Below are 13,516 nucleotides of genomic sequence, written 5' to 3'. Positions count from 1 at the left end.
CGCACCTGCCACCCGGCAGTACCGCGGCATCCGCCCAGACGTCAGACACGGGACACCCAGCCCCCGCGCCCTACAGCAAAGGCGCAGACACAAATCGGCGCGGACCCGGTAGGTGACAGTCCAGCCCACACACGGAGGGCCAGGGCTCACGCGCCTTCTTACACGGCGAGAAAGATCACTCGTGCGCGCCTACACCATGATGCCCTGGTCGCCATACTTGGGTACGCGGCTCGCGTTCTAGACGCCATCCGCTTATCTCGCTCATGCCGGCTTCGCTGCGTCCGGGCGGCAGAGGAGCTGGCCCGGCTGCGGGCCGAGAATGCCCGGCTGCTGAAGGCGGAGAAGGAGTGGCAGCTGGAGCGCGAGATCCTGCGCCGGGCAGCCGCCTATTTCGCTCGGGAGGTGAAGTGAGGCCCCGCCGCTGGGACTTCATCTCCGTCAATCGTGCCGACTTCGGCGTGAAGCGGATCTGCCGGGTGCTCGGGGTATCCCGTTCCGGCTACTACCAGCACCTGGCCACCGCGCAGTCCCGCGCCGAGCGTCGGGCGGAGGAACAGCGGACCGTGAGTGAGATCCGTGCCATCCACGCCGAGCACCAGGGCGCCTACGGCGCCCCGCGCGTCCATGCCGAACTACGCGCCAGAGGGCGTCGGATCAACCGCAAGCGCGTGACCCGGCTGATGCGGATCAACCACATCGTCGGCCGGCACCTGCGCAGGAAGAAGCGGACGACGATCGCGGACAGGACCGCTCCGCCCGCGCCGGACCTGGTGATGCGCGACTTCACCGCCACCGCCCTGAACACCAGATGGTGCGGTGACATCACCTACATAACCGTCGGCGCGACCTGGCTCTACCTCGCCACGGTGATCGACATCTGCTCGAGGAAGGTGGTCGGCTGGTCGATCGCCGACCACATGCGCACTTCCCTGGTCACCGACGCGATCGAGATGGCCGTGTCCGCCCGCGGCGGCCAGGTGGACGGCGTCGTCTTCCACACGGACAGGGGCGCCCAGTACAGCGCGGCCGCCTTCGCCGGGGTCTGCCGCCGGCACGGCATCCGCCGCAGCATGGGCCGGGTCGGCTCGAGCTACGACAACGCCCTCGCCGAGTCGTTCTTCCAGGGCCTGAAGCGGGAGCTGCTGCACGGACGCCACTGGGTTTCGAAGGCGCAGACCCGGCTCGAGCTATTCCGCTGGATGTCGTACTACAACCGGCGTCGCCGTCACTCCGACCTCGGCTACCTCACACCAGCCGAGTTCGAACAACAACTGACCGCATCACATACGCTGTCACTCGTCGCATGAAACCCGGTGTCCACTCCCGAGGTTCAGCCTCACCGAACTCGCCTCCCACCTGCGCGGACACTGGACCGTGGAAGCCCAACACCACATCCGCGACCGCACCTTCGCCGAGGATGCCTCCACCGTCCACGCCGGCAACGCACCCCGCGCCATGGCCACCTTCCGCAACCTCGCCCTTGGCACCCTGAAGATCCTCGGAGCCGACAACATCGCCAAGACCACCCGCGCCATCCGCGACGAACCCGAACGAGCCCTCCCCATCCTGGGCATCAACCCCAGGCCCGACCTCAACGGAACTTGATCAAGCCCTGGCAGCCGAGGGCCGTTGGTTGTGTCTGGGGTGAAGTTTTGGTCGGGTACTGGCCGTTCGCGTGGGGCTGGGCTCCCGGGATGCCGTGGTCGGCGTGGTGTTCACATGCACCCATTCGGCGTCTGGCCGGTGTGGTCGGCGCCATGACCGTGGTCCGGGGGCCGGGGCTGCTCAGTCAGGTCATCGAGCGCGGCGGAGGGCCGTCTCATGCAATGGATGCGAGCTCACCCCGGGGTCTGCGGGCGGCCGGTGCGGGAGGGATCTCATCGCGCGGCTCGTTTCCTGCGCTGCGGCTGCGGTTCGGCGGCCTGGAGGAGGTGATAGGCGCGGGTGAGGAACTTGCGGGCGATGGCGGTGGTGGCGATCTTCTTCCCGCGGCGGGCGGTGATGGCCCGGTAGGTGTCGGCGAAGTCAGGGTGGCGCTTGGCGGTCTGTGCGGCCTCGCACAGGATCCACCGCAGCCAGGCGTCTCCCTGCTTGGAGATGTGCCCGTGCCGGACGGTGAGGTCCGAGCCGCGCACGGTCGGGGTGAGCCCGGCCCATGTGGCGAGCTTGCGCGCGGACGGGAAACGGGTGACGTCGCCGACCTCGGCCAGGATCACCAGGGCGGTGAGCGGGCCGACCCCCGGCAGGGCGGTGAGGACCTTGACGCGGGGCTCGCCGCGGGCGTGCGCGGCGAGCTGCACGTCCAGGGCGTCGATCGGGATCTGCAGCGTGTCCATCAGCTGCAGCAGGTCGTCCACCACGCGGCGGGAGGCGTCCGGCAGATCGAGCGAGGCGAGCCAGACCCGGCCCGGCCCGGTGAAGACCGAGCCCGCCCGGTCGTGGCCCAGGTCCGCGAGGACCGCGTGGACCCGGTTGCGCAGCAGCGTCCGCAGCCGTACGAGCTGGAAGCGGTGCCGCAGCAGCGCCCGCCGCTGCCGTATCTCCAGCGGCGCGATCCACGCTTCCGGTAGGAGGTCGGCACGCAGGAGCCGGCCGAGGGTGGCCGCGTCGACCTTGTCGTTTTTGAGCCTGGCGGAGGCGATGGCCTTGCATTGCAGCGGATGGACCAGGTGCGGCTGGTAGCCGTAGTCCTCCAGCAGTTCCACCAGCCAGCCCCAGCCGTAGGCGGCCTCGAAGGCGACCGGGGTGCCGATCGGCAGGTCCCCGATGACGCCCAGGACCTGCGCGACCCCGTTGGGCACGTTCCGATTGATCCGGACCGTGCCCTCGTCGTCGAGGACCGCGATCTGTGACCGCTTGCGATGCACATCGATACCGACGTAGACAGACATTGAGGGCCTCCTTCCCGAGCCCGCTGATACCCGGACGATACGTATCGCCTGGATGAGCACGGAAGGGGGCCCGGCCCTCATAGGGTCAGGTCAGTAGTGCGTGGACGGCTTGGTCGATGGTCCCGATGCGGCGGGTGGAGCAGCGTGCGCGGCGTAACAGTCGCCAGGACTTCAGCTGTGCGAAGGCGCGTTCGCCGGGAGCTCTGAGCCGGGCGTGGTCGCGGTTGAACTGCTGGTAGTGGGCGGGTTGTTCGTGGTGGTGGTAGTAGGGGGTGCGGAAGGTGGCGCCGACGCCCTGGTAGGCGCGGTCGGCGAAAACGAGGATCTGCCGGGTGAGGCAGGCTTGGACGACGCCGTGCGCGCGGGCCACGGTGAGGTCGTGCGTGCGGCCGGGTGTCGCGCGGGAGAACCACAGCGGGGTGCCGTCCGGGCGTGCGACGACGGGGATCGATCTGTCCAGCTCGGCCCTTCGGTACCTGTCCCGCCGGCTGACTGCCCGGCGCCGTGAGCTTGGCACGCGGTGGCGTCGGCTTCCGGCGGACCGGCAGGCCCTGCTGGTGCTGGCCCACCTGCGGTGCGGGCACACCTACGCCCAGCTCGCCGTCGGCTTCGGCGTCGAGACCAGCACGGTGGCCCGGTATGTGGCCGAAGCCGTCGAGGTCCTGGCCGCGCTCGCGCCCGACCTCGCCACCGGTCTTGCAAGCACAACTGAACCACCCCGCTTCCCCCGCCGTTGAGTGCGATGCGGGACACCTGGGCGCTTGCTCGGGGGGTGCTGTGAACGCTGAGGCCCTCGTCGGCAGCCATGTGTGGATCAGAAGGAGAATGGTCGTGAGTAATATGGGAAATCCTTTTGAGGATATGGAAGGTGATTATCTTGTGCTTGTCAATGACGAGGGTCAGTATTCGTTGTGGCCGGTACGTGTTGATGTTCCGGAGGGGTGGCACCTTGTCTTCGGTGAGGCCGGCCGAGATGAATGTCTGGCTTATGTCGAAGAAAACTGGACGGACATGAGGCCGAAGAGGCTTTCAGACGCGTGAACCGTCGTCACATGAGCACCTGTTGAACCTCGCGCAGCGCGGGATGGAGCAGGGCCAGCGCCTTGGTCGGTTTGTGTGAAGTCTGAAGGAATTTGATTCCATGATGCGCGGATGTATGCAGAGCAAAGGTTCGGTATGACTGAGGTTCGAAACGGCCACTGGGATCTTTTGGGCGGGCAGGCGGAGATGTGGTATGCCCAGCAAATTGATCCTGAGAACCCCATATTCAATATCGTTGAGTATCTGGACATTCGGGGTCCGCTGGATGTCGGCGTCTTCGAGATCTCGCTGCGTCACGTTCTGAATGAGATCGACTTCTATCACACGCGCTTCACGCACGACGGTGAGAATCTTCGGCAGCACCTGAGCGGCCGTGATGGATGGCCTCTGCGCTTCATCGACTTGACGCGTCACGAAGATGCGGAATCCGCTGCCCAGGAGTGGATGAGGTCGGACATGCGAAATCCATTCGCCCTGACTGATTCCCCTCTCTTTTTGCAGGCGCTCATCCGGATCGAAGAGGAACGGTACTTCTGGTACCAACGAGTTCATCATGCGATTGTTGACGGATTCAGTGGACCGATCGTCGCTGCCCGGTTCGCCGAGGTCTACGGTTCTCTGGCTGCCGGTGGTATGTACGAGCCGAAAAGATTCCAGCACATCGAAAAGCTGATCTCCGGCGAGTCCGCCTATCGCGGATCGGAAGACTTCGCGAGGGACCGGGAGTACTGGACCAGGACACTCGCCGATCGCCCGGAGACGACGAGTCTGAGTGCGGAGCTGCTTTCGTCCGGCTTGCCCTCCGCCTTCATCCGCCACTTCGAAGGGGTGGCTCCTGAGACGGCCCTTGAACTACGCCGTACTGCCAGGAGGATGCGGACGAGTCTCGCCGGTCTCGTGGTCTCTGCGGCCGTCGCCGCGATCCACAAGGCGACGGGCTCCCAGGATGTCATTGTCGGTCTGTCCGTCTCGGCCCGAATCGGGAAGGAACAGCGCAGCATCCCGGGCATGATGGCCAACATTTTGCCCATTCGTGTCGCAGTGCGTCCTGACATGCCGCTGAGTGAGCTTGTCCGGTTGGCATCGCAGGCCGTCAGGGAAGGCCTGCGGCATCAGCGTTATCGCTATGCGGACATCCGTCGCGACCTTCGAATCCCGAACCAAGGGTCTCTGTTCGGTCTCGTGGTGAATGTCATGTCCTTCGAGGGGGAATTCGAACTCGGCGGCATGGTCAGCACGACCCACACGTTGGCGAACGGCCCGATCGAGGACGTCCTGGTGTCCGTGTACAACCGATCCATGGATGATGACCTCAAAATAGCGTTCAGTGCGAATCCGGAACGCTATAGTGTGGAAACGAACCGGCAGAACGCCGTCCGTTTCGGCCGAATCATCGAGCAATTCGTGAAACTCCCTCCGGGATCATCGATTTCCAGTCTGGAGATCCTGTCGGAGGTTGAGCGTCGTCAGGTGTTGGTCGGGTGGAACGACACGGCGTGGGATGTGCCTCCGGTCGCTGTTCCGTGGTTGTTCGAGTGTCAGGTGGTGCGGTGTCCGGATGCGCTGGCGGTGGTGTTCGAGGATGAGGTTTTGACGTATGGGGAGTTGAATGTCCGTGCCAATCGGTTGGCGCGGTTGCTGATCGAGCGGGGGGTGGGGCCGGAGTCGTTGGTGGCTTTGGCGGTGCCGCGGTCGGCGGATTTCGTCGTGGCGCTTCTCGCGGTGCTCAAGGCGGGCGGGGCGTACGTTCCCGTGGACCTGGGGTATCCGGCCGGACGTATCGCCTACATGCTGGAGGACGCCCGGCCGGCTGTGGTGGTCACCACGACGGCGGCGCGGGACGGTCTGCCGGATGCGGATCTGGCCGAGCGTGTACTGGTGCTGGACGATCCGCTGACGGTCAAGGCGCTGGCCGTGTTCGGCGACTGTGATGTCACCGATGTCGAGCGTCTGGTGCCGCTGCGTGTCGAGCACCCGGCGTACGTGATCTACACCTCGGGTTCCACCGGCAGGCCCAAGGGCGTGGTGGGCACCCATCGGGGCCTCGTGAACCGGCTGACGTGGATGCAGGACGAGTACGGACTGGGCCCGGATGATCGCGTGCTGCACAAGACACCATCCGCGTTCGACGTATCGGTGTGGGAGCTGATCAGCCCTCTGCTGGCGGGCGCCGTGATGGTCGTGGCTCGGCCGGACGGCCACAAGGACCCGGCCTACCTGGCCGGACTGATCCAGACCCAACGGGTCACCACCGCTCACTTCGTACCGTCGATGCTGCAGACCTTTCTCGACGAACCCACGGCCGCCGCCTGCGCCACCCTGCGCCGGGTGATCTGCAGCGGTGAGGTGCTGCCCGGCGCACTGGCGGCTCGCTTCCAGCGCGTGCTGGACGCCCGGCTGGACAATCTCTACGGCCCCACCGAGGCGTCCGTGGACGTCACCTTCGCCGCTGACGCGCCCGCTGCACAGTCCGCCGCCGGAGTGGTGCCGATAGGCCGACCGGTGTGGAACACACAGGTGTTCGTGCTGGACACGGGCTTGCGGCCGGTGCCGGTGGGCGTCGCGGGTGAGCTGTATCTGGCGGGAGACCAACTGGGCCGGGGATACCTGGGACGTGCGGGGCTGACCGCTGAGCGGTTCGTGGCGTGTCCGTTCGGTGTGCGGGGTGGGCGGATGTATCGCACGGGTGATGTGGTGCGTTGGCGTGGGGACGGGCAGTTGGAGTTCGTCGGGCGGGCTGATGACCAGGTCAAGATCCGGGGTTTCCGTGTCGAGCTCGGTGAGGTGGAGAGCGCCTTGCGTGGTCTGCCGTCGGTCGGTCGGGGTGCTGTGGCCGTTCGTGAGGATGGTCCGGGTGGTTCTCGGCAGTTGGTCGGGTATGTCGTGCCGGCCGCCGGGGAGAGCGGGGAGAGAGCGGACGTGGCCGCCGGGGTACGGGCGGGCCTGTCGGCGGTGCTGCCCGACTACATGGTGCCCGCGGCTGTCGTCGTTCTGGACGCGCTGCCGTTGACGCCGAGTGGGAAGCTCGACCGGCGGGCCCTGCCCGCCCCCGACTTCGCCGCGGTCTCCTGTGGCCGGGCGCCGTCCACTCCTCGGGAGGAGGTGCTGTGCGCGTTGTTCGCGGAGGTGCTGGGACTGGAACAGGTCACCGTGGACGACAGCTTCTTCGAACTGGGCGGCCACTCACTGCTCGCCACCCGGCTGATCTCCCGGATCCGCACCGTCCTCGACACCGAGATCAGCATCCGCACCCTGTTCGAACACCCCACCGTCGCAACCCTGTCAGAACGCCTGGCCGGCGCGCACACGCGGCGACGCCCGCCGCTGACGGCCAGGGCACGGCCGGATGTGGTGCCACTGTCGTTCGCACAGCGGCGACTGTGGTTCCTGACCGAGTTGGAAGGACCGAGTGCGGCCTACCACATGCCACTGGCGCTGCGGCTGACAGGCGTACTGGACACGGCAGCACTGAAAGCGGCCCTGGACGACGTCGTACTCCGGCACGAGGCATTGCGGACGGTGTTCCCGGCGGTGGACGACAATCCGCGCCAGGAGGTCCTCGACGGGGAACAGGCCCGCGTGCCGCTTGCGACCACCCAGGTGACCGAGGAAGAGCTCGACGAAGCGCTGCCGGCGGCGGCCATGGAACCGTTCGACCTGGAACGCGATCTGCCCCTGCGCGCCCGCCTGTTCCGCATGGATAACCGCGAGCACGTGCTGCTGGTGGTCGTTCACCACATCGCCGGTGACGGATGGTCGATCGCACCGCTGGCGCGAGACCTGTCGGTGGCCTACGCGGCTCGCTGCGCGGGTGAGCGGCCCAAGTGGGCACCACTGCCGGCGCAGTACGCGGACTACACCCTGTGGCAGCGCGAGCTGCTGGGGGAGGAGGACGACCCCGCCGGCCTCCTGAACGAACAGCTCGGCTTCTGGCGGCAAGCGCTCCGGGACACGCCGCAGGAACTGGCTCTGCCGTACGACCGGTCACGCCCGCCGATGCCCACACACCACGGCGGCACGGTCGAGTTGCGTGTGCCCGGCGAGATCCACCAGGCTCTGGCGGCTCTGGCCGACGAGAGCGGAGCCAGCGTGTTCATGGTGTTGCAGGCAGGTGTGGCGGCTTTGCTGTCCAAGCTGGGCGCCGGCAGCGACGTGCCGATCGGCTCCCCTGTGGCCGGGCGCACCGACGAGGTACTCGACGAACTCGTCGGCTTCTTCCTGAACACCCTGGTACTGCGTACCGATCTGTCGGGAGACCCCGACTTCGCGGAACTGGTCCGCCGAGTCCGAGAGACGGACCTGGCCGCGTTCGCCCACCAGGACGTGCCCTTCGAGCGACTGGTCGAAGACCTCAACCCGGCCCGCTCCATGGCTCGTCACCCTCTCTTCCAGGTCATGCTCACCCTGCAGAACACCGCCAGAGCGGCATATGGGCTTCACGGGCTGGACACCGAACCGCTGCCCCGCCATGGATCGTTGGCGAAGTTCGATCTCGATCTCCAGTTCACCGAGCAGACCGACAGCGCGGGGCGTCCGGCAGGGCTGGACGGGGAGATCACCTACGCGGCCGACCTGTTCGACCGTGGCACCGTCGAACGGCTCGGGCAGCGCTTCCTGCGCCTGCTGGAACAGGTGACGGCCGATCCGCGCATGCCTTTGTCACGTCTCGACATCCTCTCGGAGGTTGAGCGTCGTCAGGTGTTGGTCGGGTGGAACGACACGGCGTGGGATGTGCCTCCGGTCGCTGTTCCGTGGTTGTTCGAGTGTCAGGTGGTGCGGTGTCCGGATGCGCTGGCGGTGGTGTTCGAGGATGAGGTTTTGACGTATGGGGAGTTGAATGTCCGTGCCAATCGGTTGGCGCGGTTGCTGATCGAGCGGGGGGTGGGGCCGGAGTCGTTGGTGGCTTTGGCGGTGCCGCGGTCGGCGGATTTCGTCGTGGCGCTTCTCGCGGTGCTCAAGGCGGGCGGGGCGTACGTTCCCGTGGACCTGGGGTATCCGGCCGGACGTATCGCCTACATGCTGGAGGACGCCCGGCCGGCTGTGGTGGTCACCACGACGGCGGCGCGGGACGGTCTGCCGGATGCGGATCTGGCCGAGCGTGTACTGGTGCTGGACGATCCGCTGACGGTCAAGGCGCTGGCCGTGTTCGGCGACTGTGATGTCACCGATGTCGAGCGTCTGGTGCCGCTGCGTGTCGAGCACCCGGCGTACGTGATCTACACCTCGGGTTCCACCGGCAGGCCCAAGGGCGTGGTGGGCACCCATCGGGGCCTCGTGAACCGGCTGACGTGGATGCAGGACGAGTACGGACTGGGCCCGGATGATCGCGTGCTGCACAAGACACCATCCGCGTTCGACGTATCGGTGTGGGAGCTGATCAGCCCTCTGCTGGCGGGCGCCGTGATGGTCGTGGCTCGGCCGGACGGCCACAAGGACCCGGCCTACCTGGCCGGACTGATCCAGACCCAACGGGTCACCACCGCTCACTTCGTACCGTCGATGCTGCAGACCTTTCTCGACGAACCCACGGCCGCCGCCTGCGCCACCCTGCGCCGGGTGATCTGCAGCGGTGAGGTGCTGCCCGGCGCACTGGCGGCTCGCTTCCAGCGCGTGCTGGACGCCCGGCTGGACAATCTCTACGGCCCCACCGAGGCGTCCGTGGACGTCACCTTCGCCGCTGACGCGCCCGCTGCACAGTCCGCCGCCGGAGTGGTGCCGATAGGCCGACCGGTGTGGAACACACAGGTGTTCGTGCTGGACACGGGCTTGCGGCCGGTGCCGGTGGGCGTCGCGGGTGAGCTGTATCTGGCGGGAGACCAACTGGGCCGGGGATACCTGGGACGTGCGGGGCTGACCGCTGAGCGGTTCGTGGCGTGTCCGTTCGGTGTGCGGGGTGGGCGGATGTATCGCACGGGTGATGTGGTGCGTTGGCGTGGGGACGGGCAGTTGGAGTTCGTCGGGCGGGCTGATGACCAGGTCAAGATCCGGGGTTTCCGTGTAGATCTCGGTGAGGTGGAGAGCGCGTTGCGTGGTCTGCCGTCGGTCGGTCGGGGTGCTGTGGCCGTTCGTGAGGATGGTCCGGGTGGTTCTCGGCAGTTGGTCGGGTATGTCGTGCCGGCCGCCGGGGAGAGCGGGGAGAGAGCGGACGTGGCCGCCGGGGTACGGGCGGGCCTGTCGGCGGTGCTGCCCGACTACATGGTGCCCGCGGCTGTCGTCGTTCTGGACGCGCTGCCGTTGACGCCGAGTGGGAAGCTCGACCGGCGGGCCCTGCCCGCCCCCGACTTCGCCGCGGTCTCCTGTGGCCGGGCGCCGTCCACTCCTCGGGAGGAGGTGCTGTGCGCGTTGTTCGCGGAGGTGCTGGGACTGGAACAGGTCACCGTGGACGACAGCTTCTTCGAACTGGGCGGCCACTCACTGCTCGCCACCCGGCTGATCTCCCGGATCCGCACCGTCCTCGACACCGAGATCAGCATCCGCACCCTGTTCGAACACCCCACCGTCGCAACCCTCGCCCGACAACTCGACTCACCGGTCATCGCGGGTTCCTTCGACGTTCTCCTCCCCATCAGGACCAAGGGGGACAAGGAACCACTTTTCTGTGTCCATCCCGGCGGCGGGATCAGCTGGTCCTATGCCCCTCTCGCCGGTTTCCTCCCCGACGACCGCCCGATCTACGCTCTCCAGGCAAGAGGGCTTGATGGGAAAGAAGACCTTCCCGGCAGCATGCGGGAAATGGTGGACGACTACATCGACCACATTCGTGCGATCCAGCCCAACGGGCCCTACCACCTTCTGGGATGGTCCTTCGGCGGCGTAGTGGCCCACCAGATCGCCGTCGAACTGCAAGGCACCGGGGAGACCGTGGCCATGCTCGCTCTCCTGGACTCGTACCCGGCACGTGGCACGGGCGCCACAGTCGACGACGAGCGCGGAAGCGTATCCGAGCAGGAGATCCTCCACGGCATCAGCGAAGCCCTCGGAGTCGCGGTCGACTCCGGACAAGACGGCGAACTGGTTTCGGACGACCTACTGAATGCTGTCCATAGCGAGTTGGGAATCTTCCATGGCATCACACGCGCGATGATCGGGAATATTCTCACCGTGCTGCAGAGTCATGTCCGCATCCTCGCCGAACATCGCCCCGGACGCTTCGAGGGAGAAGTCCAGTTATTCACCGCCCGGAAGGACCGGAGCGGCGAATCACCGACAGCGGCCGACTGGTCGCCTTATGTAGTAGGAAGCATTCAGGAGTCAGGGATTCTCTGCACCCATCTTGAAATGGGTCGTCCAGAATTCCTGGCCCAGATATCCGACAAGATTTCCCGGCGGCTGCACATGAACAAGTGACAACCGGGAGTGCTGTAGCTGTCTCCGGGCCGGCCGGGGCACCGCCATGATCTGCACGCCGCCCGTGGCGCTGCTGGTCACGGCCGCGAGCGTGCAGGACTCCGTCGCCGGACAGGCCCTCATTGAGGAGGTGGCCGCCGAGCACCCCACGGTCCGCAAGACCTGGGGCGACGGCGGCTATCGTCAACACCTTGTCGAGCACGCCGCGATCCTCGGCACCGACATGCACATCGTCTGCCGCGCCCTGGTCCTGGTGATCGTCAAGCGTAGCAACGACATGCGTGACTTCGTGGTGCCGCCCAAGCGGTGGATCGTCGAACGGTTCTTCGCGCATCGGATGCGCCCCCGCCGCCTGGCCCGCGACTTCGAACGCCGCACCGCCGGCACCGAGGCGGTGATCTACTGGTCGGCGACCCTGCTCATGACCCGCCGTCTGGCCCTATCACGCCCGCAGCCGGCGGGAACCGCCCCGGCTGCGGCTCGGTCGGCCGAGCGCGACCAGGCCTTTCGCCTTTGGCCGCTGCGCTTGCACCTTCACCGGTACCGGCTCCAGGACGAACAGGGCGATCTTTTCCTGGCAGGTGAGGGGCCCTCGGCCGAGACGGTACCGGTCCGTGCGCACCTGCGGGATTGCGCTGGCAGTCCGCCGACAGCACTGGCAAGGCAGTCCCTCACGCCACACGGGCGCCTGCGACGTGGGCTTCGCGGCCGCCCCCGCTGACTACATCTGGTCGGCCCGTCCGCCGGCGGCCGGTGCTGTCCGCCCTCCGGCAGCCTCGCCGTACGCCGGCTTCCGTCGGGTAACGCTCCTCCACCGCCCGGGACGGTCCGGGCATCCCGCCGCCCCACAGACCGATGACCAGCGAAGGCAATCAGACAGCCCAGCCGACCTGAACCACTGAGCCTTTCCCAACCTCAGTTGGAGGCGTTGAGGTGGAGGGTGAGGACGGCTTGGACGATTGCAGTGATGCGGCTGGTGCTGCACCGGAGTTTGCGTAGGAGACGCCAGGTCTTGAGGGTGGCCATGGCCTGCTCACCGAGCGCGCGGATCTTGGCGTGAGAGCGGTTGACGGCCTGCTGACCTGCGGACAGCTTCTCCCAGCGGCCGCGGTCGGGAACCCGCACGGTACCGCCGACTCCCTGATACACCTTGTCCGCCCAGCAGCGGATGTCCGCCTGAGCCAGGGCATCGACGATGCCGTGGGCGCGGGCCGCACTGATGTCGTGGACCGCACCCGGCAGGGCGGCCGAGGCCCGCAACAGACGTCCGGCCGGATCGGCGATGACCTGCACGTTCATCCCGTGCTTCTTATGCTTCCCCGAGTAGTAGGGGCGGTCGGCGGCGATACGGCCGATGGGCAGCAGCGTCCCGTCGAGGATCACGAACGCCTTGCGCGCCGCAGCCCTCACAGCCGTAGCGAGGTCGGGTGCAAGCGCGGCCAGGACCTCGACGGCCTCGGCCACATACCGGGCCACCGTGCTGGTCCCGACGCCGAAGCCGACGGCGAGCTGGGCGTAGGTGTGCCCGCACCGCAGGTGGGCCAGCACCAGCAGGGCCTGCCGGTCCGCCGGAAGCCGACGCCACCGCGTGCCAAGCTCACGGCGCCGGGCAGTCAGCCGGCGGGACAGGTACCGAAGGGCCGAGCTGGACAGATCGATCCCCGATGGGCAGACAAGCACATGAAGCCCCGGGCGGACAGGTTGCTCTTGGTCGACAACCCATCTACCAGGAGCTTCACCTCTTCTCACACCCGGTCCCTGCACCAACTCACGTCGCCGCCAGCCAAGTTGGCAAAGGCTCACTGGCATTGAGCTAGGTGGTGATTGCTGCCGGTCTTGCGGCGGTCGACCGGCGACGGGCCGGTTGCCTCACCCCCTCTTTTTCGCGCGCACATGGGAGGCGTCCACGCACGCGCGAGTCCAGTCGAACAGTCCGGCCGCGTTCAACTCGGCCAGGAGTATGCGGTGCAGGGCCTCCACCACCCCGGCCTCCTGCCAGCGGTCGAGCCGGCGCCAGCAGGTCTGCCCGGAGCCGAAGCCCAGTCCCAGCGGCAACTGCTGCCAGGTGATTCCGGTGTACAGCACGAACAGGATGCCCTGCAAGCACCGCCGGTCGTCCACCGGGCGAGGGCCCGGCGACCACTCCGGCCAGGCCGACAGCAGCGGCTCGATCCGGGCCCACAGCTCGCCGTCCACGGTCCACGGTTTGTTGCTCAGGCCATCACGAACGGACGAAT

6 protein-coding genes and 4 pseudogenes are annotated in these 13,516 nt (G+C 67.1%); 6 read left to right on the top strand and 4 right to left on the bottom strand.

Annotation, left to right across the window (positions count from 1 at the left end):
• Window positions 1–288 precede the first annotated feature (288 nt).
• Both ACFZDK_RS54925 and ACFZDK_RS54920 read left to right on the top strand, forming a co-directional pair.
• Window positions 289–1,307 (top strand): annotated as a pseudogene (locus ACFZDK_RS54925) (IS3 family transposase); the annotation flags it as partial.
• 67 nt (window positions 1,308–1,374) lie between these two features.
• A complete protein-coding gene (locus ACFZDK_RS54920) occupies window positions 1,375–1,605 on the top strand; it encodes a hypothetical protein (protein WP_390986733.1) in 231 nt (76 codons plus the stop codon).
• Between the two features lie 272 nt (window positions 1,606–1,877).
• Here the strand turns inward: ACFZDK_RS54920 and ACFZDK_RS54915 are convergent, their stop codons facing one another.
• Entirely contained in the window at window positions 1,878–2,891 is a 1,014-nt protein-coding gene (locus tag ACFZDK_RS54915) for an IS110 family transposase (RefSeq protein ID WP_390986730.1), read from the bottom strand.
• 85 nt (window positions 2,892–2,976) lie between these two features.
• A pseudogene (locus ACFZDK_RS54910) lies at window positions 2,977–3,333 on the bottom strand (transposase family protein); the annotation flags it as partial.
• Here ACFZDK_RS54910 and ACFZDK_RS54905 point away from each other — a divergent pair.
• The 4 genes and pseudogenes from ACFZDK_RS54905 to ACFZDK_RS54890 all read left to right on the top strand — a co-directional run.
• Window positions 3,311–3,601: pseudogene (locus tag ACFZDK_RS54905) on the top strand (transposase family protein); the annotation flags it as partial. The pseudogenes ACFZDK_RS54910 and ACFZDK_RS54905 sit on opposite strands and share 23 nt — an antisense overlap.
• A 130-nt stretch (window positions 3,602–3,731) precedes the next feature.
• Window positions 3,732–3,932, top strand: a complete 201-nt coding sequence (locus ACFZDK_RS54900; protein WP_390986735.1) for an MbtH family NRPS accessory protein — start codon at window positions 3,732–3,734, stop codon at window positions 3,930–3,932.
• Between the two features lie 135 nt (window positions 3,933–4,067).
• On the top strand, window positions 4,068–11,279 hold the full coding sequence (locus ACFZDK_RS54895; protein WP_390986726.1) for an amino acid adenylation domain-containing protein: 7,212 nt from the start codon (window positions 4,068–4,070) through the stop codon (window positions 11,277–11,279).
• A 64-nt stretch (window positions 11,280–11,343) separates the two neighbouring features.
• Window positions 11,344–12,000 carry a transposase gene (locus ACFZDK_RS54890; protein ID WP_390986723.1) on the top strand — a complete coding sequence of 219 codons (657 nt, stop codon included), beginning with the start codon at window positions 11,344–11,346 and terminating at the stop codon, window positions 11,998–12,000.
• Window positions 12,001–12,194: 194 nt separating this feature from the next.
• Here ACFZDK_RS54890 and ACFZDK_RS54885 read toward each other — a convergent pair whose 3' ends face one another.
• The gene (locus tag ACFZDK_RS54885; protein ID WP_390986721.1) at window positions 12,195–12,959 is read right to left on the bottom strand and encodes a transposase family protein; all 765 of its coding nucleotides are present in this window, start codon (window positions 12,957–12,959) and stop codon (window positions 12,195–12,197) included.
• Window positions 12,960–13,093: 134 nt separating this feature from the next.
• A pseudogene (locus tag ACFZDK_RS54880) lies at window positions 13,094–13,496 on the bottom strand (transposase); the annotation flags it as partial.
• Window positions 13,497–13,516: the final 20 nt, after the last annotated feature.

This window comes from Streptomyces sp. NPDC007901, from assembly GCF_042959465.1.
GTDB lineage: Bacteria > Actinomycetota > Actinomycetes > Streptomycetales > Streptomycetaceae > Streptomyces.
The sequence above is the reverse complement of the archived record's forward strand: the minus strand, read 5'-3'. Positions and strand labels throughout refer to the sequence as shown.